18 protein-coding genes are annotated in these 24,747 nt (G+C 41.1%); 16 read left to right on the forward strand and 2 right to left on the reverse strand.

Annotated features, from left to right (window positions below; translation table 11 throughout):
• Position 1: 1 nt before the first annotated feature.
• The 16 genes from ACFIN0_RS04370 to ligA all read left to right on the forward strand — a co-directional run bounded on the left by ACFIN0_RS04370 (position 2) and on the right by ligA (position 21,426).
• Positions 2 to 1,453 carry a UDP-N-acetylmuramoyl-L-alanyl-D-glutamate--2,6-diaminopimelate ligase gene (locus tag ACFIN0_RS04370; RefSeq protein WP_375701984.1) on the forward strand — a complete coding sequence of 484 codons (1,452 nt, stop codon included), beginning with the start codon at positions 2 to 4 and terminating at the stop codon, positions 1,451 to 1,453.
• A complete protein-coding gene (murF, locus tag ACFIN0_RS04375) occupies positions 1,450 to 2,871 on the forward strand; it encodes a UDP-N-acetylmuramoyl-tripeptide--D-alanyl-D-alanine ligase (RefSeq protein WP_375610493.1) in 1,422 nt (473 codons plus the stop codon). Before ACFIN0_RS04370 ends, murF begins: the two co-directional genes overlap by 4 nt.
• 22 nt (positions 2,872 to 2,893) lie before the next feature.
• Positions 2,894 to 3,964 carry a phospho-N-acetylmuramoyl-pentapeptide-transferase gene (gene mraY, locus ACFIN0_RS04380; RefSeq protein ID WP_375606965.1) on the forward strand — a complete coding sequence of 357 codons (1,071 nt, stop codon included), beginning with the start codon at positions 2,894 to 2,896 and terminating at the stop codon, positions 3,962 to 3,964.
• Positions 3,965 to 3,968: 4 nt separating this feature from the next.
• Positions 3,969 to 5,363: a UDP-N-acetylmuramoyl-L-alanine--D-glutamate ligase gene (gene murD / locus ACFIN0_RS04385; protein WP_375701985.1), complete on the forward strand. Its 1,395-nt coding sequence runs from the start codon at positions 3,969 to 3,971 to the stop codon at positions 5,361 to 5,363.
• Between the two features lie 141 nt (positions 5,364 to 5,504).
• On the forward strand, positions 5,505 to 6,659 hold the full coding sequence (locus ACFIN0_RS04390; protein WP_375606967.1) for an FtsW/RodA/SpoVE family cell cycle protein: 1,155 nt from the start codon (positions 5,505 to 5,507) through the stop codon (positions 6,657 to 6,659).
• Complete coding sequence (locus ACFIN0_RS04395; RefSeq protein WP_375608233.1) at positions 6,652 to 7,788, forward strand: UDP-N-acetylglucosamine--N-acetylmuramyl-(pentapeptide) pyrophosphoryl-undecaprenol N-acetylglucosamine transferase; 1,137 nt, start codon at positions 6,652 to 6,654, stop codon at positions 7,786 to 7,788. Before ACFIN0_RS04390 ends, ACFIN0_RS04395 begins: the two co-directional genes overlap by 8 nt.
• A complete protein-coding gene (gene murC / locus ACFIN0_RS04400; protein ID WP_375615073.1) occupies positions 7,772 to 9,199 on the forward strand; it encodes a UDP-N-acetylmuramate--L-alanine ligase in 1,428 nt (475 codons plus the stop codon). The genes ACFIN0_RS04395 and murC overlap by 17 nt, the downstream gene beginning before the upstream one ends.
• Positions 9,177 to 10,154 (forward strand): UDP-N-acetylmuramate dehydrogenase, encoded by a 978-nt coding sequence (gene murB / locus ACFIN0_RS04405; protein ID WP_375606970.1) that lies wholly within the window; start codon positions 9,177 to 9,179, stop codon positions 10,152 to 10,154. Before murC ends, murB begins: the two co-directional genes overlap by 23 nt.
• Before the next feature lie 239 nt (positions 10,155 to 10,393).
• The gene (locus ACFIN0_RS04410) at positions 10,394 to 11,314 is read left to right on the forward strand and encodes a D-alanine--D-alanine ligase (RefSeq protein WP_375610496.1); all 921 of its coding nucleotides are present in this window, start codon (positions 10,394 to 10,396) and stop codon (positions 11,312 to 11,314) included.
• Entirely contained in the window at positions 11,302 to 12,210 is a 909-nt protein-coding gene (locus ACFIN0_RS04415; RefSeq protein WP_375702010.1) for a cell division protein FtsQ/DivIB, read from the forward strand. Before ACFIN0_RS04410 ends, ACFIN0_RS04415 begins: the two co-directional genes overlap by 13 nt.
• The gene (gene ftsA, locus ACFIN0_RS04420; RefSeq protein ID WP_375701986.1) at positions 12,207 to 13,508 is read left to right on the forward strand and encodes a cell division protein FtsA; all 1,302 of its coding nucleotides are present in this window, start codon (positions 12,207 to 12,209) and stop codon (positions 13,506 to 13,508) included. Before ACFIN0_RS04415 ends, ftsA begins: the two co-directional genes overlap by 4 nt.
• A gap of 63 nt (positions 13,509 to 13,571) precedes the next feature.
• Positions 13,572 to 15,335, forward strand: a complete 1,764-nt coding sequence (ftsZ, locus tag ACFIN0_RS04425; protein WP_375606973.1) for a cell division protein FtsZ — start codon at positions 13,572 to 13,574, stop codon at positions 15,333 to 15,335.
• Positions 15,336 to 15,549: 214 nt separating this feature from the next.
• Positions 15,550 to 16,434, forward strand: a complete 885-nt coding sequence (lpxC, locus tag ACFIN0_RS04430; RefSeq protein WP_375701987.1) for a UDP-3-O-acyl-N-acetylglucosamine deacetylase — start codon at positions 15,550 to 15,552, stop codon at positions 16,432 to 16,434.
• 158 nt (positions 16,435 to 16,592) lie between these two features.
• A complete protein-coding gene (locus ACFIN0_RS04435; protein ID WP_375612003.1) occupies positions 16,593 to 17,486 on the forward strand; it encodes an outer membrane protein assembly factor BamD in 894 nt (297 codons plus the stop codon).
• Between the two features lie 6 nt (positions 17,487 to 17,492).
• Positions 17,493 to 19,154 carry a DNA repair protein RecN gene (gene recN / locus ACFIN0_RS04440; RefSeq protein ID WP_375701988.1) on the forward strand — a complete coding sequence of 554 codons (1,662 nt, stop codon included), beginning with the start codon at positions 17,493 to 17,495 and terminating at the stop codon, positions 19,152 to 19,154.
• A 112-nt stretch (positions 19,155 to 19,266) separates the two neighbouring features.
• Positions 19,267 to 21,426: an NAD-dependent DNA ligase LigA gene (gene ligA, locus ACFIN0_RS04445; protein ID WP_375701989.1), complete on the forward strand. Its 2,160-nt coding sequence runs from the start codon at positions 19,267 to 19,269 to the stop codon at positions 21,424 to 21,426.
• A 607-nt stretch (positions 21,427 to 22,033) separates the two neighbouring features.
• On the opposite strand, the gene ACFIN0_RS04450 is transcribed toward ligA, so the two are convergent.
• Positions 22,034 to 23,860, reverse strand: coding sequence for an aminopeptidase P family protein (locus ACFIN0_RS04450; RefSeq protein WP_375701990.1), 1,827 nt, complete (start codon positions 23,858 to 23,860; stop codon positions 22,034 to 22,036).
• A gap of 17 nt (positions 23,861 to 23,877) precedes the next feature.
• Positions 23,878 to 24,747 carry a 50S ribosomal protein L11 methyltransferase gene (locus ACFIN0_RS04455; protein WP_375701991.1) on the reverse strand — a complete coding sequence of 290 codons (870 nt, stop codon included), beginning with the start codon at positions 24,745 to 24,747 and terminating at the stop codon, positions 23,878 to 23,880.

Raw genomic sequence — 24,747 nt, forward strand, 5'->3', positions numbered from 1 at the left:
CATGTTGTTGGGAACAGTTTTTACAGAATGTGTTGAAGATGAAAGCCTTTCTTCAATAGAAATAACAGGAATAAGTGTGGATTCTCGGCAAGTTTTGCCAGGCTATGTTTTTGTTGCTGTTCAAGGGAAAAAAAGTGATGGAAGACACTATATAGATGACGCGATAAAGCGTGGCGCACGAGCAATCGTTACAGACTGTCATGCTGTTCTTGAGGATTTATCTGTTCCCATTTTACGTGTTTCTAATGTTCGTCATAGTTTAGCGTTGGCAGCTGCACGTTTTTACGGTTCTCAGCCGGAAACAGTTGTTGCTGTGACTGGTACAAGTGGTAAAACATCTGTTGTCTCTTTTCTTCGGCAAATTTGGACTCATGTTGGATTTTGTGCAGCGAGTATAGGAACGGTTGGTGTTGTTTCTCCTAAACGGAATGTTTATGGTTCTCTCACAACACCTGATCCGGTCGTCTTGCACCGTCTTCTTTGTGAAATTTCTCATGAAGGTGTGACGCATGCCGCTCTTGAAGCTTCTTCGCATGGGCTTGATCAAGGACGACTTGATGGAGTCCGTTTAACGGCTGGTGCCTTTACTAATTTAGGGCGAGATCACATGGATTATCACACGGGGGTAGAGGATTATTTGCGGGCTAAAATGAGGTTGTTTGATACACTTTTGCCTGTATCTGCTCCTGCTTTGATTTTTGCTGATGATGTTTATTCACAAAAGGTTATTGATGTTGTTACACAAGCGCGCCGCCGTGTCTTGACAATTGGTCGTAAGGGGCAATTTATCACGATTAATCGTGTCGAACATCAACGCTCCAAACAGTGTATTGAGTGTCGTGTGGAAAACAATATTTATACATTTGATTTGCCTTTAGCTGGAGATTTTCAGGTAGCCAATGCGCTTATGGCAGCGGGGTTAGCCATTGCAACGGGCGTTTCACCTCGTAAGGTTTTTCCTGCGCTTGAAACTTTGCAGGGGGCACCTGGGCGGTTAGAGTTTGTGGGAAAGACAGAAAATAATGCGCTTGTTTATATTGATTATGCTCATAAACCAGAAGCTTTGGAGCAGGTTTTGCTTTCTGTTCGTCCCTTTACGCAAGGACGCTTGATCGTTGTTTTTGGTTGTGGAGGAGATCGTGATCAAGGAAAAAGACCTTTGATGGGAAAAATTGCGGCGGATAAAGCGGACATTGTTATTGTAACAGATGATAATCCTCGAACAGAAATGCCAGAAAAAATACGTAAAGATATTTTACAGGCGGTGCCAACAGCAATAGAGATAGCAGATCGTGGTGAAGCTATTTCTTACGCGGTGGAGCTTTTGAAAGCTGGTGATACACTCATCATTGCTGGAAAAGGTCATGAGGATGGCCAAATTATAGGGCAGACAACTTATCCTTTTTCAGATCGTCTGAAAGCGATAGAAGCTTTAGAGGACAGAAAGAAATGACAGCTTTATGGGATAAGCAAGCACTTGTTGCTGCAATTAATGGTGTTGTAATGGGAAGCTTGCCAGAAACTTTTTCTGGGGTTTCCATTGATAGTCGTACTCTTGCGGAAGGGGATGTTTTTTTCTGCATTAAAGGGCACCATCTTGATGGTCATGATTTTGCTGCGCAAGCTTATGAACGAGGTGCAGGCGTTCTTATCGTTGCGGAACACCGTTTGAGGGATATGAAAAAGATATTGGCTCCACTCATTGTCGTTCCTGATGTTTTGCAAGCCTTAGAACAACTTGCACAAGCTGCACGCAAACGTTCAAGAGCTAAGATTATCGCGATAACAGGATCGGTGGGAAAAACGACGACAAAAGAAGCTTTGAAACAAGCACTTGCAACGGCTGGGAATGTTCATGCGAATCTCGCTTCTTTAAACAATTGCTGGGGGGTTCCACTCACTTTAGCGCGGATGCCTATGGAGAGTGATTATGGTATCTTTGAAATTGGCATGAATCATAGAGATGAAATTCGCCCTCTGGTCAAACTGGTTTGTCCGCATATTGCTCTCATTACGCATATTTGTGCAGGACATATGGGATTTTTCAAAAATCTTGAAGAAATAGCAAAGGCAAAAGCTGAAATTTTTGAAGGATTGGATGAAGAAGGCATTGCCATTTTAAATGCGGATAGTGATTTTTTTTCTTATCTCGTTCAAAAAGCAAAGAAATGCGGTGTAAAGAAGATCTTAAGCTTTGGTGGGACTAAAGATGCTGATTATCAAGCGCGAGATATACGTCTTCTAACCGATAGTTCTTCTATGATTGTGCGTATTGGGGGGCGGGATAAGGAGGTTCAAATTGGGGCTCCGGGACGCCATATTGTGCAAAATAGTTTAGGGGTTATTGCTGCTTGTGATGCTATGGGGGTTGAGTTAGAGCCTGTTTTTCTTTCTTTTCGCCATTTTTCTTCTCAAAAGGGGCGAGGTGTTCGTTATCGACTGTCTTTATCAAATGGGGGTGAATTTTATCTCATTGATGAAAGCTATAATGCAAATCCTGCTTCTATGCGTGCTGCACTTGAGCTTCTTGCTACAGGACCTGTAGGAAAAGGGGGGCGGCGAATTGCTATTTTAGGGGATATGCTAGAGTTAGGGGGGTATAGTGAAAAGCTTCATCGTGATTTAATAAAACCAATACGTCTTTCCGGTGCTAATCCGGTTTTTCTATTTGGTGAGGCGATGAAATCTTTAGTCAGTGATTTGTCTGCTGGTGTTAAGGTTCATTATGCTGAAAATATTGAGAAAATTTTACCGCTTCTTTTAGCAGAAATTTCTCCTGGCGACCTACTTATGATTAAATCATCCAATAGCCTTTGTTCATCAAATATTGTGACTGCATTGCTTGATCGCTATAAAGCAGTTTCTTCATAGTTTTAAGAGGTTTTTTTGTTCCATGATGCTGTTTTTTTCTTCGTTTAGTGATTGGCTTCCGGGTGTAAATGTTTTTCGTTATATTACTTTTCGCACGATAGCAGCTATGCTTACTTCGGGGCTTATCGTCTTTTTGTTTGGACCTAGCATCATTGCTTCTCTTAAATTGCGGCAAGGTAAGGGGCAACCGATTCGTGCTAATGGACCTCAAACACATTTTAAAAAGGCTGGAACACCTACAATGGGTGGATTAATGATTTTAATCGGCATTGTGGTATCGGCATTTTTATGGGGTAATTTATCGAATATTTACTTTTGGGTATCGCTATTGGTTATGCTTTCTTTTGGGGTAATTGGGTTTTATGATGATTATCTTAAGGTCACAAAACAAACAGACAAAGGATTTTCTGGGAAAGCACGGTTAAGCTTGGAATTTTGTGTTGCGGCGATTGCTGCTTTTGCCATTCTGCAAATTGGCTCATCTGGATTAGCTTTGCCTTTTTTGAAAGATTATCTTATCAATTTGGGCTGGTTTTTTATTCCTTTTTCTGCTTTCGTCATTGTCGCGACGGGTAATGCGGTTAATTTGACGGATGGACTCGATGGGCTTGCTATTGTTCCTGTGATGGTTGCAGCCTTATCTTTTGCTCTGATTGCTTATCTTTCTGGTAATATGAATTTTGCTGATTATCTCCAAATCCATTATGTATCGGGAACAGGTGAATTGGCTGTTTTATTGGGAGCTGTTGTTGGGGCAGGGCTTGGATTTTTATGGTTTAATGCACCACCTGCAGCTATTTTTATGGGAGATACTGGATCGTTGGCTCTTGGAGGACTCTTAGGGACTGTTGCGGTTGCTACGAAGCACGAAATTGTTTTGGTTCTTATTGGTGGACTTTTTGTTGTGGAAGCTTTTTCGGTCGTTATTCAGGTTGGTTATTTCAAATTAACAAGAAAACGCGTGTTTCTTATGGCACCGATACATCATCATTTTGAGAAAAAAGGTTGGACTGAAAGCCAAGTGGTGATACGCTTTTGGATTATTTCGATTGTTCTCGCTCTCATAGGTCTTTCAACACTTAAATTGCGGTGAGAATGTGATTTCTGTTACGTGTTATAAAGGTCAAAAAGTTGCTCTGTTTGGATTGGGGCAGTCTGGATTAGCAACGGCACAAGCATTAATGTGTGGTGGTGCAGAAGTGGTGGCGTGGGATGATAGTCCTTCAAGCGTGCAGATGGCTTGTCGGCAAAATATTCCAACAAGAGATCTCCACGATGAGGACTGGTCAGAATTTGTTGCATTGGTTCTCGCTCCTGGAGTTCCTTTAAATTATCCTCAACCGCATTGGGTTGTTGAAAAGGCACGAAAAAAAAATGTAGAAATTATTGGTGATATTGAATTGTTTGTTCGTGCACGCCATGATTTTTTACAGCATTATGGTTTTTGTGACCAAGATGTTCCGTTTATTGCGATTACGGGGACGAATGGAAAGTCGACAACAACGGCTTTGCTTACGCATTTATTGGAAAAAATGGGCTATGATGTGCAGATGGGGGGAAATATTGGAAAGGCAATATTGACGCTTAAGCCATTTGTTAAAAAACGTATTTATGTGATTGAATGTTCATCATTTCAAATTGATCTTACTCCCTCTCTTCAGCCAACCATTGGACTTTTATTGAATTTGACATCTGATCATATTGATCGACATGGAAGTTTTGCCTGTTATGTGCAAACCAAAAGGCATCTGATTGCTCAGGCTTCTCAGGCTTTTATTTCAGTTGATGATGCAGCTTGTCAGGTTTTATATCAACAGTTACTTCATGATGGGAAGCAAATTGAGGCAATTTCCAAGAATCATTTTGTTGGAAATGGTTTTTATGCAGATGGAACCAAGCTTTTTTCTGTTCGTCAAGGACAGCGTCATATGCTTGCAGATCTTGCTCCTATGGCGGTGTTACGTGGGAGTCATAATGCGCAAAATGCTCTTATGGCATTGGCAACATTGCAGGCTTTAAAAATAACAGATCCCTCTATAAAAAAGCATTTAGAAAGTTATAAAGGGTTGGATCATCGTATGCAGCAGGTGCGTAAAATGGGGGCGGTTTTGTTTATCAATGACAGCAAGGCTACTAATGCAGATGCAACAGCTCCTGCGCTTTCCACCTTTAATGATATTTTTTGGATTGTTGGGGGACAGGCAAAAAAGGGAGGAATAGAGTCTCTTAAAGAATTTTTTCCTAAAATTCGTAAAGCCTATTTGATTGGGAGTGCGGCGGAAGAATTTGCTCGCATTATTGGATCTGCTTTTCCCTTTTCTATGAGCTTAACTTTGAAAAATGCGGTGCGTGAAGCAGCTGTTGACGCAATAGGTTGTAAGGCAAAAGAGGTGACGGTTCTTTTGTCACCTGCTTGTGCAAGTTATGACCAATTTAAAAATTATGAAGAACGGGGCGAAGCATTTGTCTCTTTTGTGATGCAGTTACAATAAAAAGCATCAGTTATAAAAAAATATTTTTGCGTTAAGACTCCAGAATCTTTTTTTGTGTAATTTAGTTTTTAAAGTGTTTGTTAAACAGGCGGGGAACCATATCACTTTGAAACAATTTATAAAACGGATAAGGCGGATATCATGGTTACGCGCGCAGATAGAGACCCAATTGCTAATTGGTGGTGGACGATTGACCGCTCTGTCTTTGCAGCTTGTTTAATTTTAATGGGGATTGGCATTATGTTGTCTTTTGCTGCCAGCCCCACGATTGCAAAAAAAATCGGAATTGCTGATAGTTTTTATTTTGTTCGGTGGCATATCATTTTCAGCATTTCAGCATTTTTTACGATGGTGACCATTTCTTTTTTTTCAATTCCTAATATTCGTCGTTTATGTGCTCTTTTGCTTATTGTAACGCTTGCTCTTATGGTTGCAACCTTATTTTGGGGTCCAGAATTAAAGGGAGCACGGCGGTGGATTGTGCTCTTTGGTTTTTCTGTACAGGCTTCAGAGTTTATGAAGCCAGCTTTTGTGGTTATGTCCGCTTGGCTTTTTTCGGAACAGATACGCAGGAGGGGAATTCTAGGTTATACGTTAGCGATTGTACTTTATGGCATTTGTTGTGTGCTTCTGGTTTTGCAGCCTGATATTGGACAAACACTTTTAATAAGTGCAACATGGGGTGGTTTGTTTTTTATTGCTGGTGTGCCTCTAGCCGTTATTTTTCTCTTTCTCATTTTAGGTGCTGGAGGAATTGTTTTAGCTTATCTTTTTCTGTATCATGTGCGTGAGCGTATCAATGGTTTTTTGACAGGTGAAGGAGATACCTTTCAAGTAGATGTTGGACGTGAGGCTATTTTGAATGGTGGTTGGTTTGGGCAAGGTCCTGGGGAGGGAACAGTAAAACGTATTATTCCTGATAGCCATACAGATTTTGTATTTTCCGTTGCTGCTGAAGAATATGGTATTATTCTTTGTTTATTAATTATGATGCTTTTTGGTTTTATCGTTATGCGTTCATTGTATATAGCAATGAATACACGTGATTGCTTTATACGTCTTGGTATTACTGGCATAGCAATGATGATTGGCTTTCAATCAGCTATTAATATGGCCGTTAATCTTCACTTAATTCCTCCAAAAGGCATGACATTGCCTTTTATTTCTTATGGTGGTTCTTCGATGGTGGCGATTGCGTTTTCAATGGGCATTTTGCTCAGTTTAACACGTCGTTGGCCAGAAGCACGCCTTTCAGCTTTTTCTTCCTCTTCTGTCTTGGATACGCCTTATGAATGATAAAAAAGTTATTGTTTTGGTGGCTGGTGGTACAGGTGGACATCTTTTTCCTGCTGAATCCCTTGGTGTTGAATTAAGGGAGCGTGGATATGATGTTCATTTAATAACAGATGAAAGAGCACGCCCTTTTGTTCGGTGCTTTGATGAAGAGCATACACATATCGTTTCATCGGCAACATTTATACGCCGCCATCCTTTTGCTCTGATAAAGACGTTTTGGTCTTTACTAAGGGGAATGGGGCAATCGTTGGCGTTGTTTTATAAATTACGTCCTGTTCTTGTTGGAGGATTTGGGGGATATCCGAGCTTTCCTCCTCTTTTTATTGCGGCTTTAACAAAGCGTGTGACATTTATTCATGAACAAAATGCTGTTATGGGGCGTGCCAATCGGATGTTGGCAATTTTTGTGCGTGCAATCGCTGGTGGTTTGTTGTCGCCAAATGGCGCTTATGCCCATAAAATGCTTTTAACGGGGAATCCTGTCCGTGAGGCTGTGCTGAAGGCGGCCGAAATTCCTTATCATTCTTCAGAGGGGGAAACGCCATTTAATTTTTTGATTTTTGGTGGTAGCCAAGGGGCTTCTGCTTTTTCACATATTGTTCCAGAAGCCATTGCGTTACTCGATGATAAGAACCGTAAACGCTTGCGAATTGTACAGCAAGTTCGCGGTGAAGCAGGAGGGTTGATCAAAATCTATCGTGATATGGGCGTACAAGCAGAGGTTGCTCCTTTCTTTGATGATATGGCTGAACGTATGGCACATGCTCATTTTATTTTGTCGCGCGCTGGGGCTTCATCCGTTTGTGAGATAGCGGTGATTGGTAGACCTGCTTTGCTTGTTCCCTATCCCCATGCTTTAGATCATGATCAGGCTGCCAATGCAGCTCTGCTTGCTCGTGTAGGTGGTGCGCAAATTGTATCAGAAAAAGATTTAAATGCACAAAAGCTTTCTTCTCTTTTAATGCACGCTTGTTGTGCGCCCCATTTATTAGAAAAACAAGCGCTTGCTGCAAAAAAAGTTGGGCAACCTCATGCAACCCGTTGCCTTGCTGATATGGCTGAATCCTTAATTGCAGGGCGATTGTTGTCAGATATAAAAGAGGAGCTTTTTAATGAAAATGCCACTTGATATAGGTGTTATCCATTTTATCGGAATCGGGGGGATCGGTATGAGTGGAATTGCGGAGGTTTTTTATAATCTTGGCTATAAAGTTCAAGGGTCAGATCAAGTTGAAAGTGCAAATGTTGAACGTTTACGGAAAAAAGGAATTAACGTTCATATAGGTCATTGTGCTGAAAACTTAGGGAATGCAGAGGTTGTTGTTTTTTCTACTGCCGTTAAAAAAACAAATCCTGAGTATATTGCTGCAAAGGAAAGACATTTGCCGCTTGTCAGACGTGCAGAAATGCTGGCGGAGCTGATGCGGTTTCGGCGTGCAATTGCAGTGGGTGGTACACATGGTAAAACAACAACCACATCAATGGTCGCAGCCCTTCTTGATGCTGGTCATTTTGATCCAGTGGTGATTAATGGCGGTATTATTAATGCTTATGGTACGAATTCTCGTACAGGAGATGGCGATTGGATGATTGTTGAAGCTGATGAAAGTGATGGTACATTTTTAAAGCTGCCTGCTGATATTGCTGTTATTACTAATATTGACGCTGAGCATTTGGATCATTATGGAAGTTTTGATGCTGTGCGTGAGGCTTTTCGGCAATTCGTAGAAAATGTTCCTTTTTATGGTTTTGCTGTTTTGTGTCTTGATCATCCAGAGGTTCAGTCATTGGCGGGCCGTATTGATGATCGTTGGGTGATCACTTATGGTAAAAATCCACAAGCGGATGTTCGTTTTCTTAATCTTTCGATGGATGGTCAAAAAACGCATTTTGATGTTCTTGTTCGCTCACGCAAAACAGGAAGAAAGATTGAGTTAAAAAATTTGCTTTTGCCCATGGCAGGGCAGCATAATGTTGCCAATGCAACGGCGGCGATTGCTATTGCGCATGAACTTGGCATTTCAAATGAAGCTATAAAAAGGGGCTTAGCAGAATTTGGCGGAGTAAAACGGCGTTTTACGCGAATAGGAAGTTGGCGTGGCATTGAAATATTTGATGATTATGGACATCATCCTGTTGAAATAAAGGCAGTTTTGCGTGCTGCACGTGAGAGTGCAAAAGGGCGTGTTATTGCGATTGCACAACCCCATCGGTATTCGCGTTTGTATCATTTATTTGATGATTTTGCTGCTTGTTTTAATGATGCAGATACAGTGTTGATTACGCCCGTTTATGCGGCTGGTGAAGAACCTATTGTAGGATTTGGTTCTCAAGAATTGGTAGAGCATATTAAAATGGCTGGTCATCGTGATGTGCGCTTAATACATGGTCTGGAAGATGTTGTGTCTCTTGTCTCAACATTTGCTCAGGCAGAGGATTATGTGGTTTTTCTTGGTGCTGGCAATATCACACAATGGGCGTGTGCATTGCCTCATCAGTTGTTGGTATTTGATGGTCATGATAAATTTTCAGCACATTGATGGTGAGGCGTTATTGGCGCAATTGCAACCACTGTTGGGGGGTATAAGAGGCAAGCTTACACCTAACGTTGAGATGCGTAAGGTGACGTGGTTTCGCACTGGTGGGTTAGCAGAACTTTTTTATCAGCCTGTTGATGAGGAAGATTTAGCTCTTTTCCTTCAAAATTTGCCTGAATTTATTCCTGTAACAATTGTAGGAATAGGTTCTAATCTGCTGGTGCGTGATGGGGGTGTTCCTGGTGTTGTGATTCGTCTTTCGCCAAAAGGTTTTGGGCAAGTGCAACAAGTTTCTCCAAAACGTTTTTTAGTTGGTGCAGGTACGGCCGATAAACATTTAGCTACCGCTGCTTTAAAGGCAGAAATCGCAGGTTTTCATTTTTATCACGGTATTCCTGGTGGTCTTGGAGGGGCACTCAAAATGAATGCGGGTGCAAATGGTGTTGAAACCGCAGCACGTGTTGTTGAGGTTTATGCGCTGGATCGTAAAGGAAAACGTCATATTTTGAGTTTGAAAGATATGCATTATTCCTATCGCCATTGTGATATTCCTGAAGGGTTTATTTTTACTGCTGCTTTATTAGAAGGACAAACCGGTAATAAAGATGATATTCGTGCTGCTATGGATGAAGTTGCCCTCCATAGGGAAACAGTGCAACCTATTCGTGAAAAGACCGGTGGATCAACTTTTAGAAATCCTGAGAATATATCTGCGTGGCGCGTGATTGATGAGGCAGGGTGTCGTGGTTTACGGATTGGTGGTGCTCAGATGAGCGAAATGCACTGTAATTTTATGATCAATACAGGGCAAGCAACAGGATATGATCTTGAAGCATTGGGAGAAACAGTGCGTGCACGTGTTTTTGCACATTCAGCCCACCTTTTACAATGGGAAATAGAGCGTATTGGTCAATTTGAGCGTGGTCGAAGTGTTCCTCCTTTTGATCCATTTCATTGATTTATTGTTCACTAAAAAAGTGAAAATAAAAAATTGAGTCATTTCAAAGAGATAATAAAAAATTTCTATTAAGAATCAATAAATTAACAAAGAATCTCTTGCATCAAGCTTTTGAGTCTGATTCATTATGCAAAATGCTAGGTTATTGATTCGCAAGGATAAACTTTGTTTTTTCCTGTATGTGGTGCTGATGTATTCTATATAGACTACATATAGTATGCGAAAGAGGGTGATTTATTATGAAAGATAAACATATAGCTGTATTAATGGGAGGTTTTTCTTCTGAACGGTCTGTAAGTTTATCTTCAGGGGCGGCTTGTGCTGATGTTCTAGAGGTGCAGGGGTATCGCGTGAGCCGCGTGGATGTTGACGCTCATATTGCTTCTGTTCTTGAACAGTTACAGCCCGATATTGCCTTCAATGCATTGCATGGTCCATTTGGTGAAGATGGCCGGATTCAAGGGATTCTTGAGTATTTAAAAATTCCTTATACCCATTCTGGTGTGATGGCATCTGCTTTGGCAATGGATAAGGGACGTGCAAAAATTATCGTTGCAAGTGTTGGGGTTTGTGTTGCTCCTTCTCGTATTATGAGCCGCTTTGCTTTGGGTCGAACACATCCCATGGAGCCTCCTTATGTAATTAAACCTGTGTGTGAAGGATCAAGTTTTGGTGTTGTCATTGTTCAAGGAAATGAAGCTGCACCGCCGCATAATATTGGGGGAGCTGAGTGGGGATATGCGGATGAGGTAATGATTGAAAAATATATTCCTGGTCGTGAATTGACTTGTGCTGTTTTGGGGAACGAAGTGCTGGATGTGTGTGAAATTCTTCCCGATAAACACTTTCCATTCTACGATTATGACTCAAAATATAAAACGGGTGGTTCTCTTCACATTTGTCCTGCACAACTTTCACTAAATATTTACCAAAGTGTGCAAAGAATGTCTTTAGCAGCCCATCAGGCGATAGGGTGTCGAGGTGTTAGCCGTTCTGATTTTCGTTTTGATGAGAAAACAGGAGAATTGGTTTGGCTTGAAATTAATACGCAACCCGGTATGACATCGACGTCTCTTCTTCCTGATATTGCAAAAGCGAGCGGTCGTACTTATGGCGATATTGTTCAATGGATAGTGGAGGACGCATCATGCATGCGTTGAGTATTAATAAAACGAATATTCCGATGGAGGTGCTTTCAGTGCCGGCTTTGCCACGTCTTTATCGTCGTTTTCTTCGGTTTATGTTTGAGTTTGTTTTTGTCAATATTCATATTCCACGCCATTTTGGCTCTTTTGCTGTTGTATGGTTTTTCTTGGTGACGGCCTTTTATGGATTGTCATCCAGTGGTCAGATGGGTGTGATCGTAAAAACGATAATATCAGATATTGGTTTTGTGGTTGTAGATGTCGATATAAGAGGGAATAACCGCTTAGCAAAGCAGGATATTTTGAAAATTTTAAAACTTGATGTTGCATCCTCTATATTCACTTTTGATGTTGAAAGAGCACGCTCTCTTTTGGAAAAACAGCCTTGGGTTCAATCCGCTAATGTTCAGAAGATTTATCCTAATAGAATGCGGATTTCCATCGTGGAGCGTGAACCTTATGCCATTTGGCAACACGATGGCTTGGTCGATATCGTTGATTATACAGGTCGTGTCATTGTGCCCTTTAAAGGGAAAAATGTTTGGAATTTGCCGCTTGTGGTTGGGCAGGGGGCGCAAAATGCTGCTAAAGTGTTTATTCAAGCGCTGTTAGTTTATCCGGAAATATATAATCGTGTTCGTGCTTTCGTGCGGGTAGGGGGTCGGCGTTGGGATCTTGTTTTGGATAACGGAATGCGCGTTATGTTGCCTGAAAGTGGTGCGCTTGAAAGGCTTTCTTCTCTTGTTTCGTCCGGTACAATGCAAGATCTTTTATCTCGCGATATTCTCAGTGTTGATTTACGCCTTGCTGATCGGATTACTGTTTCTTTATCAGATGAAACGTTGGAGCGTTATCATACTACTGTAGAAGAAGAACGTATTTTAAAAGCGCGAAAGGCAGGAAGCCTATGATGCTACTCAGATCACATCATTTGAAGGGGCGTAAAACACGTTTTTTAACGGTACTTGATGTCGGTTCAAGTAAGATTGTTTGTCTTATTGCTTGTTTGCGTCCTTTGAAGCATGCGCACTATTTACATGGTCGTACACATTCTACGGAAATTCTAGGTTTTGGTGTGCAGCGTTCACGTGGTATTAAATCTGGTGTTGTGATGGATATGTTTGCAGCAGAGCAATCAATACGCTTGGCTGTTGATGCGGCAGAAAAAATGGCGGGTTTGGTGGTGGATTCAGTGATTGTGAATTTTTCCTCAAGTCGATTACAAAGTGCTTTGATTAATGGAAAGGTCCATTTGAATGGTCGTGAAGTCACCAAGCGTGATATGCGTATGGCCTTTTCAGATGTTTCGCGCAAAGCCTTTGATGCTGAACGTCATGTTATGCACTCAGTTCCAGTTTCTTATGTATTGGATGGAGATAAAGGAATTTCTGATCCTATTGGCATGGCAGGGGAAACATTTGGTGTCGATGTGCATGTGGTAACAGCGGAAACAGCATCTTTGCGTAATTTAGAAACTTGTATTAATCGTGCACATTTGAGTGTTGAAGCAATGGTTGCCACTCCCTTTGCAAGTGGTCTTGCTGTTTTGATGAATGATGAGGCGCGTTTAGGGGCTGCATGTATTGATTTTGGTGGTGGAACAACAACATTTTCAGTGTTTTTTGAGGGGAAATTTATTCATGCAGATGCTCTTGCTGTTGGGGGGCATCATGTCACTCTTGATGTTGCGCGCGGATTTTCTATGTCTTTAACAGAGGCGGAACGTTTAAAAGTTGTTTATGGTTCAGCACTTTTAACAAGTGCTGATGAGCGGCAAATGATTAATGTAGCAGAAATTGGGAGTGAACAGCGTGAAACTCGATATCCTCGCGCAGTTCTTGGGCGTATCATTCGTGCGCGTGTTGAAGAAATTTTAGAAATGGTCCGTGATTGTTTAAATCGTTCTGGTTTTGGTCACATCATTGGTAAACGTGTTATTTTGACTGGGGGAGCAAGCCAGTTAACAGGATTGCCAGAAATGGCACGTACTATATTAGGAAGAAATGTTCGTATCGGGCGGCCTTTAGGTATTTCGAGGCTTCCTTCTCTTGCAAAAGGGGCGGCGTTTACATCTGCTGTTGGGTTGTTAATTTATCCGCAATTGGTGGGTTTTGAAGAAAAAACAATGCAGGCGGCAGGAAATCATTTATCGATGGGCACGCGTGGGTATTTTCAGCGTGTTGGTCAGTGGTTGCGTGAGAGTTTTTAGTTAAGTCTAGTTGGATAAATTTCATCGCTTTGGCTTGCGGTGTCTTATGAGAAGGAAAAGAAAATGACGATTAATCTGCATCGGCCAGATATCGCGGAATTGAAGCCACGCATTACCGTTTTTGGTGTTGGAGGTGGTGGCGGGAATGCCGTGAATAATATGATAAATGCTGGTCTTCAGGGAGTTGACTTTGTTGTTGCAAATACGGATGCACAGGCTTTGGCTATGTCAAAGGCTGAACGTGTTATCCAACTTGGGGCAGCTGTGACAGAAGGTTTGGGTGCTGGTGCTTTACCGGAAGTTGGGCAAGCCGCGGCGGAGGAATGTATTGATGAAATTATTGATCATCTTGCAGACTCTCATATGGTTTTCATTACTGCTGGTATGGGGGGAGGAACTGGAACAGGAGCTGCTCCCGTTGTTGCTCGCGCAGCGCGTGAAAAAGGTATTTTGACTGTTGGTGTTGTGACAAAGCCGTTTCAGTTTGAAGGGGCACGTCGTATGAAAACGGCAGAGGCTGGTATTGAAGAATTACAAAAGTCTGTCGATACATTGATTGTTATTCCCAATCAAAATCTTTTCCGTATTGCAAATGATAAGACAACATTTGCTGATGCTTTTGCTATGGCTGACCAAGTGCTTTATTCTGGTGTTGCTTCCATTACGGATTTGATGATTAAAGAGGGTTTGATTAACCTTGATTTTGCTGATGTTCGTTCTGTTATGCACGAAATGGGTCGAGCCATGATGGGAACCGGTGAGGCATCTGGTGATGGGCGTGCTTTGGCTGCTGCTGAAGCTGCTATTGCGAACCCATTGTTGGATGATACTTCTATGCGTGGGGCGCGTGGTTTACTGATTTCTATTACGGGTGGTCGTGATATGACTCTCTTTGAGGTTGATGAAGCTGCTAATCGTATTCGTGAAGAAGTGGACGCTGATGCGAATGTGATTTTTGGCGCTATTGATGATGAGTCATTGGAAGGTGTTATTCGTGTTTCTGTGGTTGCGACCGGTATCGATCGTGAAGTTAGTGATGTGGTTCAGTCCTCTCATCCTCAGATTCAAAGGCCTGCTTCTTCAATACGCAAGAGCGATCCTGGAACGTCACACAGTTCTTTTCATGTTCAATCATCGCCTCTGCGTTCTGAGTCAATGGTAGAAGTGATCGAATCACTTGAAATAGAGAAGGGTAAATCAACCGGAGAACAGTTCCGTCCCAAAAGTCAAATTTTTGCACATCCTGTAGAAGCAATGACGACACGAAGTGCGACGAGTGCTGTTGCGTATGGCTCAAATGCTGTTCAGGAACAGAAATTAAATGTGCCTCGTATGCAAGTAAGCCGCGGTTCTCAACAGGCGATGGCGGCTCCCGTGAGTATGGAGGCAACAGCGCATGTTCTTGATGAGATGACAGGGGTTGTGAAGCAAACAGAAAAGCCAGTGCAACCAAAACAAATGCAAGCGCGCGCTCCAATGCGTATGCCTGAGTTAAAGGATTTTCCTCCTGTTGCTCATGGACAAAGCCAAAGAACATTTGTGACTGATCAAGGTCCTCGTAATCTTTGGCAGCGTTTGAAACAGAGCTTGACACATCGTGAAGAAGCTGAGCCAGAAGCGAGGTTGGAGCCTGCTGTTAGATCGTCTCAGCAGAAAGAGTCTCATGTTTACAATAAAAACTCTCAGGCGCTTTCTCAAGATGCTTCTGTTTATGTTCCACGTCGTTCTGGTGAGCTGCATCCTCAGGTACCACAAGATCAGCGTACTTTTATAAGTGAAGAAGATCAGTTGGAAATACCAGCATTTTTACGTCGTCAGGCAAATTAATTGATGAAAAATGAGGTAAAGTAAGAGATTTTATTATTTCTTTAATGCTCAGTCAAAAATTATATAGTAAAATATATTACTGTTTTTTGAATAAAATACTTTGTTTAAAAAAAACCGCTTACAATAAGCGGTTTTTTTTTATTATTTACTATGAATATTTTTTATAGTTTTATAAATTTTGTTAAAAGATGTACAAGCAATTTAATAAAATGATATGATGAGTTTAGTACCAAAATATCAGTCTACTCTTAAAAAAGCAGTAACATTTAAGGGGATTGGCGTTCATAGTGGCTGTTTGTCAGTGGTAAAGGTTTGTCCAGCGGATGTTGGGTGTGGTATTATTTTTAGGCGTTGTGGATTAGACGGAACAGAGAAAATATTTCAAGCCCATGCATCGCAAACAGGAGAAACTGAATTATCAACAGTACTTGGAGATGGAGATGTAAGGGTTGAAACAATTGAACATTTGATGGCAGCAATTGCTGCTTATAATTTGGATAATCTTATTATTGAAGTGTCACATAATGAGATTCCTATTTTGGATGGTTCAGCGTGGCTATATTGCCAAGCTTTTGAAGATGTTGGTATTGTACAGCAAAATGCGTTGCGTTCTTATTTCATTATAAAAAAGCCGGTGCGGGTTGAAGGAGCTCATGGTGTTGCAGAGCTTTTGCCATTTAATGGACGTCGTTTTGATATAACGATTTCTTTTTCTTCTTCTGCTATTGGTAAGCAACATTTCAGTTTTGATCTTACCACACAAGGATTTCGAGATGATTTGTCACGGGCACGCACTTTTGGTTTTATCAAAGACGTGGAAAAATTACGGCTTTCTGGAAAGGCAAAAGGCGCTTCTTTGGAAAATTCTCTTGTTATCGACCTTAATGATAAAATTTTAAATCCCGATGGTCCTTATTGGGAGAATGAATGTGTTCGGCACAAGATGCTTGATGCGATTGGTGATACTGCTTTGCTTGGTGCACCTTTTATTGGATTATTTCGTTCTTATTGTAGTGGGCATAGAATTAATGCGCAATTGGTGAAGGCTGTTTTGGCAGACGAATCATATTACGAAAAAAGCTTTTTAGAGAAAGAGTAAAAAAATTGACAAGATTTTTTTATTATTTATTTGATTTTTAAGGGGATGATTGACCTGAACTGCTAAATTGGTTATGTGGATTTTATAGTGATATGGTATAAAACCTTTGATAAATTGTTTTTGCTACAAGGTGATATTCTGTGGAGGCCGGAAAAAATATGAAAAAATCTCATGTGTGCATTGGAAATATGACATATAGAAAATCTAACATTGTACGCAAGATATTGGGGGTGGTGCTTTTGGGAAGCACTTGTATGTTAGCGGGATGCCTCTTTAAAGAGAAAAATACCCTTGATCCATCTGCTTATGTTTTGAAAATAGAGCCACCAGATGTTCTCTATAATCAAGCGCTTGCTAGCCTTGAAAGTGGGCGGCTTGGGGACGCATCGAAAAAGTTTTTGAAGATTGAAAAACAGTACGCTTATACAGACTGGGGGCGCAAATCTCTTGTGATGGGCGCTTTTACAAATTATCGACTCGGAAAGTATGATGATTCAATTAGTATGGCTCAACGCTATATTACGCTTTATCCAGGGTCGACTGACTCGGCTTATGCGTACTATATTATTGGTCTTTCTTCTTTCCGTCGGATTCCTGATGTTACGCGTGATCAACGTGACACGAAACGTGCTATTGCTGCTATGCAGCTTCTTATAGAGCGTTATCCTAATTCTGAGTATGTCAAGGATGCTAAGGATAAAATCCGTTTTGGTCGCGAACAGCTAGCTGGTAAAGAAATGCAGATTGGCCGCTATTATGAAGAGGGGCGGCGCTATCTTGCGGCAAGTAGACGGTTTCGTACCGTGGTTGAAGAGTATTCTGATACAAATCAAATTGAAGAAGCACTTTTCCGCTTAACGGAAGTTAACTTAGCTCTCGGCTTAACGGCAGAAGCACAGACGGCAGCAGCTATTTTAGGACGTAATTATCCCAAAAGTGAGTGGTATAAATTTTCTTATAATCTCTTGCAGAAGAATAAAATATCGCCACGTGAGCATAAATCTTCTTGGATCTCAAATGCTTTAGGTGGTGATAAGAAGAGGGTACGTTGATTCTCTATGTTGGTACAGCTTTCGATTCATAATATTGTTTTGATCGAAACGCTCGATATTTATTTTACAGCGGGGTTGACGGTTTTAACTGGAGAAACGGGTGCGGGGAAGTCTATTCTCCTTGATGCTTTATCACTTGCTCTAGGGGGGCGGGGTGATGCTTCGCTTGTGCGTCATGGGGTTGACCGCGGGCAGGTTACAGCTGTTTTTGATGTGTCTGTTTCACATCCTGCACGTCAACTTATTCGTGAGAATGGTCTTGATGATGAGGGTGATATTATTTTACGACGTGTGCAATCAAGTGATGGACGTAGCCGTGTCTTTATCAATGATCAGGTGTCTAGTGTTGCATTGATGCGGAGTGTTGGCCGTTTGTTGGTTGAAATCCATGGACAACATGATGATCGTGCGCTTGTTGATGTTGCTACACATCGCCAATTATTAGATGCCTTTGGTGGTCTTGAAGATGAAGTGGAAAATTTGCGTCAGTGTTATCACACATGGCGTGAATTTGAGGAGCGTTTGCAACGGCAGCGTCTTAAAGTAGAGAGTGCTGTACGGGAGGTTGATTATCTTCGTGCGTGTGTAGAAGAGCTTGAAAAGCTTGATTTTAAAGTTGGTGAAGAGGAAGCTCTTTCTCTTCGTCGTGCTGATATGCTTAAATTAGAAAAAATAGCAACAGATATTAAAGAAGCGGATGATCTTTTAACGGGTCAAAAATCACCAATCCCAGTGCTTTCTAATTTGGTGAGGCGTTTGGAGCGGAAAATTCCTGAGGCGCAAGAACTTATTGCACCAGTGGTGAAATCTATTGATGAGGCATTGCATGCACTTGCAACAGCACAAGAAGGTATTGAGACGGCAATACGAGCATTAGATTTTGAACCTGATGAATTGGAACGGATAGAAGAGCGTCTTTTTTCTCTTCGGGGTTTTGCTCGTAAATATCAAGTTTCTGCGGATGAATTGATTCAGTTACGCGATAAAATGGACGCTGAACTCGCTGATTTTGAAGAGGCTCAGACTATATTGACACGTTTTGAAGATGAGGCAAAGCAGGCAAAGAAAAATTATGATATGTTAGCACAAGCGTTGTCAATAAAACGTCAAGAGGTTGCAAAACACTTGTCTGAAAGCGTGATGGCTGAGTTGCCTGCATTGAAATTAGAGAGGGCCGAGTTTATTGTTGAAATGCAAAGTGATGTGGAAAGGCGGAGTGCAGAGGGATGTGATCGTATTGAATATTGGGTGCGAACAAATCCTGGAACACGAGCTGGACCGATGCTTAGTGTGGCTTCTGGCGGTGAATTGTCTCGTTTTTTGTTGGCATTAAAAGTTGTTTTGTCTGATCGAGGATCAGCACCGACGCTGATCTTTGATGAAATTGATACAGGTGTTGGGGGGGCTGTTGCAGCGGCTATTGGACAACGGTTGCAACGCTTATCAGAACGTGTTCAGGTTTTTGCTATTACGCATGCACCACAGGTTGCATCGAAAGCGCATGGTCATTTTCTTATTTCGAAAATTGAGAGTCATGATAAAGGACGCTTTGTTACTGCTATTCATAAAATGGAAGAGCATGAACGTGCAGAAGAAATTGCTCGTATGTTGGCAGGAGAACAGATTACTGAAGAAGCGCGTGCAGCGGCTCAAAAGCTTCTCGCATAAAGGTAATTAGCCAGTGATAAAAATACTGGAAAGCTTATTTTTATTTGCGATTCACTTTATGAGGAAGCGTGGAAGTCCTTATGGCAGTAACTCGTAATTTGGAATAGATTTTATGAACAAAGATGCAGTTAAAAATCTCTCAGCTGTTGAAGCAGAAAGTGAATTAGAGTGGTTGGCAAAAGAAATTGCACGTCATGATGTGCTTTATAATCGTGATGATCGGCCTGAAATTTCTGATGCAGAATACGATGCATTGCGCCGCCGTAATGCAGAAATTGAAGCTCTTTTTCCAGAGCTTATTCGTGTTGATTCTCCTTCACATAAAATTGGGGCACCAATTTCTGAAAAGTTTGAAAAGTCTGTTCATGCACAGCCTATGCTTTCACTTGATAATGCGTTTAGCTCTGAAGATGTTACTGAATTTATTGAGCGTATTCGTCGTTTTTTACGTCTTCCAGAAACACAAGTGTTGGAAATAACAGCGGAGCCAAAAATTGATGGTTTATCTTTGTCTTTGCGCTACGAAAAGGGGCGGCTTGTGCGTGCGGCAACGCGTGGGGATGGAACTGTCGGTGAAAATGTGACGGCAAATGCTCGAACAATTGCTGATATTCCACAAGTTTTGCAAGGTGATTTTCCTGAGGTAATCGAGGTTCGCGGCGAAGTTTATATGGGACGGGAAGATTTCCAAGCTCTTAATATAAGCCAACAAGAGAAGGGAAAGTTAACCTTCGCCAATCCTCGAAATGCAGCGGCTGGTTCGCTCCGTCAGCTTGATTCACGGATAACCGCCAGCAGAAAGCTTCAATTTTTTGCTTATGCTTGTGGTGAAGTGAGTGAAGTATTTGCAGAAAGTCAAATAGAGATGATGAAAAAGCTAAAAGAATATGGCTTTGTTATCAATCCATTAATAAAAGTCTTTAGGACAGTCAAAGAAATTATTTTCTATTATCGTGATATAGAAGAACGCCGTCATTCTTTAAGCTATGACATTGATGGCATTGTTTATAAGGTTAATGATTTGATGCTCCAAAAGCGTTTGGGATTTGTTTCTCGTTCGCCGCGTTGGGCAATAGCCCATAAATTTCCAGCAGAAAAAGCAATGGCGCTTTTGGAAGATATTGATATTCAGGTCGGTCGTACGGGAGCTTTGACGCCTGTTGCACGCCTTACACCTATTACTGTTGGTGGGGTGGTGGTGACCAATGCCAGTTTGCATAATGAGGATTATATTAAGGGAATTGGCCATAAAGGAGAGCCCATTCGTGAAGGGCGTGATATTCGTGTAGGCGATACCGTGATTGTACAACGCGCTGGTGATGTAATCCCTCAAATTGTTGATATTATTGCTGAAAAACGTCCAAAAGATGCTTCTGCTTTTGTTTTTCCTCATCTGTGTCCCGCTTGTGGGAGTCATGCTGTTCGTGAAGAAGGAGAAGCGGTGCGTCGGTGTACCGGTGGGCTTATTTGTCCTGCACAAGCGATTGAACGTATTCGTCATTTTGTTTCACGCAATGCGTTTGATATTGAAGGCTTGGGTAAAAAGCAGGTAGAATTTTTTTTCCATGCTCAAGATGAGGCGCTTTGTATTCATACACCAGTTGATATCTTTACTTTAGAACGGCGCCAAGAAAAGTCTTTGATCCGTTTAGAAAATATGGAAGGTTTTGGTACTGTTTCAGTGCGGAAACTGTATGATGCCATTAATGCACGCCGCGAAATTCCTTTAAGCCGTTTTTTGTTTGCATTGGGGATTCGTCATGTTGGAGAGGTGAATGCACGCCGCCTTGCACGAGCATATCAAAATTATACAGCTTTTGAAACGGCGGCTATGGAAGCATTTATGCCATGTGAGCAGGAAAACAAAGAAGGCAATGAAGCTTGGATGGAACTTACCAATATTGAAGGAATTGGACCACAGGTAGGGGGCGCAATTGTTGATTTTTATAGAGAAGCGCATAACCGTGAAGTTTTGTCTGTTTTGCTTGAAGAAGTAACACCTCTTGATGAGGCACCTATCATGATAGCTTCTTCACCAATAGCGGAGAAGATCATTGTTTTTACGGGAACTTTAGCACATATGTCACGTGATGAAGCAAAAGCATTGGCAGAGCGATTAGGGGCCAAAACATCTGGTTCACTTTCTAAAAAAACAGATCTTCTTGTTGCAGGACCTGGAGCGGGCTCCAAATTGGCTAAAGCTGAAGAATTAGGTGTTGAGGTTATCGATGAAGAGGCTTGGCTACAGCTGATTGAGAAACATAATGTTTAGAGGATGTTTTCTAGAAGATCGTATGCTATTTGTATGATTATCGCTCTTACATTTTTGGGGGGGATGAAATCAAAAAGGGGGATAATAGGGGCTGTTTATTTTGCAAAAACAGAGCGCCATATATTTTGATATTTATTACGTTATTTAAAATAATTAACATTGAACTTAAATATTAAACTTAAACTATTATGATGAAGAATATGCAAGGTTATTATTAGTAAAAAATATAAATTATTACTGTGAAGCAAGGTAAAAATTGTAAATAAATATGCAGAATTTTTGAATCTAAACGGCGTAATAAGTTGGTTATAATGGGCGTTTTAGAAATGCGACGCGGAGGATTACAAAATATAATGAAAATTTCTGTATAGCAGAATAAGGCTATAACTCATGTTGAGATGGTGGAGGATAATTGATAAGCATTATCTTTTGAGAGTGTATCCCGTTCTGTTTCAATTTTGGAAGGCTTTTGTCGTATCGGCAAAAAAACTTGAAGTATTTCATAGAAGCATTTTTTGTGTTTGCTGATGGTAAATTCGCACTTCTCTCTTTAAAAGAGAAGGGTGTAATGTTTTGTAGAAAGAGTAAAAGTTATACGTTGCTTCATTTAAAGGGGCATTGTTGCTTCTTTTGCCCATTTTTTATCTTCTTCATTTAAGTAAGGCGCATTCATCTGATAAACCCGCGCATGGTAATCATTGAGCCATTGTCGTTCTTCTTGTGTCAAAAGCTCTGGAAGGATTAACCGTCGATCAATGGGGCAATGTGTGAGTGTTTCGAACGAGAGCATTTCTATATCTCCACCATCAATTTTTTGTGTTGGCTTCACAATCATCAAATTTTCAAGACGGATACCAAAAGCGCCTTCGCGGTAATAGCCTGGCTCGTTTGAAAGAATCATACCGGAGATGAGTTCTTGGCACCCTTTGCGAGAAATATTTTGCGGTCCTTCATGGACAGAAAGATAAGATCCAACACCATGACCGGTGCCATGGGCATAATCAAAACCAGCTTTCCACAATGCAATGCGTGCAAGAGCATCAATGTCTTGTCCGCGTGTGCTTTTTGGAAATCTTGCAGTTGAAAGAGCAATCATGCCTTTGAGGACAAGCGTAAAACAGCGTTTTTCTTCTTCTCCAATATTCCCAATTGCTACTGTGCGTGTGACATCAGTCGTGCCATCACGATATTGTCCACCTGAATCAACGAGGTAAAGTTCACCAGCATTGAGTGGTTTATTTGTTTGCGTTGTTACACGATAATGAATAATGGCACCATTTGCCCCTGCGGCTGAGATTGTATCAAAAGAAAGATCTTTAAGTTTTTCTCCCATTTCGTTTGCTGTATTTATGCGAAATTCTTCTAATTTTTGAGCAGCAGAAATTTCACTTATTGACCCTGGTATTTGTTTATCTAACCAAGAAAAAAAACGGGTTAGGGCAACACCATCGCGTAGGTGTGCTTTGCGTGCGCCATTGAGTTCTGTGTCATTTTTAATGGCACGTGGTAGAGCAGCAGGGTCGGTAAGTGTGATGAAAGAGTTATTTTCTTCTTCAATGACAGTTCGTAATTTTTCGCATGTTAACTGTGGATCTAAGGCAAAAGCTATCCCTTTTTGCGCGTATTCTTTAATCTTTGGAATAAGCTGTTCTGGTTCATATAATTTTGTATAACGTTCCAGATATTGTTTCTGTTCTCCACCAAGTTTTTTGCTATTAATGAATAAGGCTGGTGTTTCTTGGATGGGAATGAGAGCAAAACAAAGGGAAAAAGGCGTATTGGAAACATCATTACCCCGTATATTAAATGTCCATGCAATGGAAGAGGGGTCTGTAAAAATAAAAGCATCTGCATTTGCTTTTTGTATATATCTGCAAATCAATGCCAACTTTTCATCTGTATCGCACCCAGCATATTTGAGAGGGTGAATTGATAAGGCAGATTGTGGTAATTTTGGTTGATTATGCCAGAGCAGATCAATGGGATTATGTTGAACTTCTACAAGTTTTCCACCTGCTTTCATTTCTAATGCGTTTCTCAATGCATCGGTGGCAGCAATCGTGTGGAGCCATGGATCAAAGCCAATAGAAAGTTTTTGACCATTTTTTTCAAGCCATTGTGAAGGAGGGCAAGTTATGAGATCTTCATAATCAAAAATATCAGGATCAGTTTGTTGGCGAACTTGGAGCTTATATCGCCCGTCTGTAAATATGATGGCTTTGTTTTTTAAAATCAGTGCAATCCCAGCTGAACCAGTAAAGCCGGTTAGCCAGCTAAGACGTTGAGCATGAGGGGGGACATATTCTCCTTGATGTTCATCGCACCGTGGAACAAGAAAACCATCTAGTCCAAGGCGATCAAGTTCTTTACGAAGGGAGGCAATGCGTTTTGCAGCATGCGTGGGATTTGTTGTCGCCTCAAAAGATTGATACATAACGACGTCCTTTTCATTTATTTTAGATGTATCGTTACCCATCCTTGACGGTGGTATGTTTCGATATGCTTGAGTCCTTGTTTTATATAAGTATCTAAAACGTAGGCGTGTTGCTCTTCAAGAATTCCAGAGAGTATAAGTGATCCCCCTTTTTTAAGGGCTTTTACCATTTCTTGCGCAAGTTCAATGAGAGGATTGGCAAGAATATTGGCAACAATGAGATCAAAAGGCGCACGTGTTGCAATGTGTTCATGGGTAAAACTTGTTGCTGTAACAGTTGTAATATACTCTTTTACGCCATTAAGCTCGATATTATGTTGTGCAACTTGAATAGCAATAGGATCAATATCGGAGGCGAGAATACTAATGGGCTTGAGCATTGCTATGCCAATGGCTAAGACTCCGCTACCAGTTCCAAGATCAAGGGCATTTTTTGGATTTTCGTGTTTCATTACTTTGGCAATCATTTCCAAACAACCAGCTGTTGTCCCATGATGTCCTGTTCCAAAGGCTTGATTTGCTTCAATTTCAATAGGGAGAACATTAGCTGGAATGGCGTTTCTGTTGTGACTTCCATGAAGGAAAAAAGGACCAGCATGTACAGGTTTTAGTCCTTCTAGACTTTTTTGTACCCAATCAATATTGGGTAAAACTTCCATATTAATTTTATCAGAATCTATAGAAAGAACGCTTGCAAAACGTTTCAATGCGTCTTCTTGATTGTCTTGATCAACATATAGAGAAAGCTCATATATAGCATTTTGTTCATCTATCTCTATAAGAGCAAGAGGATATCCTTCTTCATCAAAAGCTCTTTCTATAAGGGTATAAAATTGCTCTGCTTCACTTTTAAAAGCAGTATAATAGAAGCGAATTTGTTGCGACAT

Source organism: Bartonella sp. AA89HNZF, from assembly GCF_042196905.1.
Classification (GTDB): Bacteria; Pseudomonadota; Alphaproteobacteria; order Rhizobiales; family Rhizobiaceae; genus Bartonella.

What these genes read in the sequence shown, in the direction of transcription:
- murF (WP_375610493.1), top strand. Translation starts at nt 1,450, where the DNA reads ATGACAGCTTTATGGGATAAGCAAGCACTTGTTGCTGCAATTAATGGT.
- murB (WP_375606970.1), top strand. Translation starts at nt 9,177, where the DNA reads ATGATAAATTTTCAGCACATTGATGGTGAGGCGTTATTGGCGCAATTG.
- ACFIN0_RS04395 (WP_375608233.1), top strand. Translation starts at nt 6,652, where the DNA reads ATGAATGATAAAAAAGTTATTGTTTTGGTGGCTGGTGGTACAGGTGGA.
- murC (WP_375615073.1), top strand. Translation starts at nt 7,772, where the DNA reads ATGAAAATGCCACTTGATATAGGTGTTATCCATTTTATCGGAATCGGG.
- ACFIN0_RS04410 (WP_375610496.1), top strand. Translation starts at nt 10,394, where the DNA reads ATGAAAGATAAACATATAGCTGTATTAATGGGAGGTTTTTCTTCTGAA.
- ligA (WP_375701989.1), top strand. Translation starts at nt 19,267, where the DNA reads ATGAACAAAGATGCAGTTAAAAATCTCTCAGCTGTTGAAGCAGAAAGT.
- ACFIN0_RS04435 (WP_375612003.1), top strand. Translation starts at nt 16,593, where the DNA reads ATGAAAAAATCTCATGTGTGCATTGGAAATATGACATATAGAAAATCT.
- recN (WP_375701988.1), top strand. Translation starts at nt 17,493, where the DNA reads ATGTTGGTACAGCTTTCGATTCATAATATTGTTTTGATCGAAACGCTC.
- ACFIN0_RS04390 (WP_375606967.1), top strand. Translation starts at nt 5,505, where the DNA reads ATGGTTACGCGCGCAGATAGAGACCCAATTGCTAATTGGTGGTGGACG.
- ACFIN0_RS04415 (WP_375702010.1), top strand. Translation starts at nt 11,302, where the DNA reads ATGCATGCGTTGAGTATTAATAAAACGAATATTCCGATGGAGGTGCTT.
- ftsA (WP_375701986.1), top strand. Translation starts at nt 12,207, where the DNA reads ATGATGCTACTCAGATCACATCATTTGAAGGGGCGTAAAACACGTTTT.
- ACFIN0_RS04455 (WP_375701991.1), bottom strand. Translation starts at nt 24,747, where the DNA reads ATGTCGCAACAAATTCGCTTCTATTATACTGCTTTTAAAAGTGAAGCA.
- ACFIN0_RS04450 (WP_375701990.1), bottom strand. Translation starts at nt 23,860, where the DNA reads ATGTATCAATCTTTTGAGGCGACAACAAATCCCACGCATGCTGCAAAA.
- lpxC (WP_375701987.1), top strand. Translation starts at nt 15,550, where the DNA reads ATGATGAGTTTAGTACCAAAATATCAGTCTACTCTTAAAAAAGCAGTA.
- mraY (WP_375606965.1), top strand. Translation starts at nt 2,894, where the DNA reads ATGATGCTGTTTTTTTCTTCGTTTAGTGATTGGCTTCCGGGTGTAAAT.
- ACFIN0_RS04370 (WP_375701984.1), top strand. Translation starts at nt 2, where the DNA reads ATGTTGTTGGGAACAGTTTTTACAGAATGTGTTGAAGATGAAAGCCTT.
- ftsZ (WP_375606973.1), top strand. Translation starts at nt 13,572, where the DNA reads ATGACGATTAATCTGCATCGGCCAGATATCGCGGAATTGAAGCCACGC.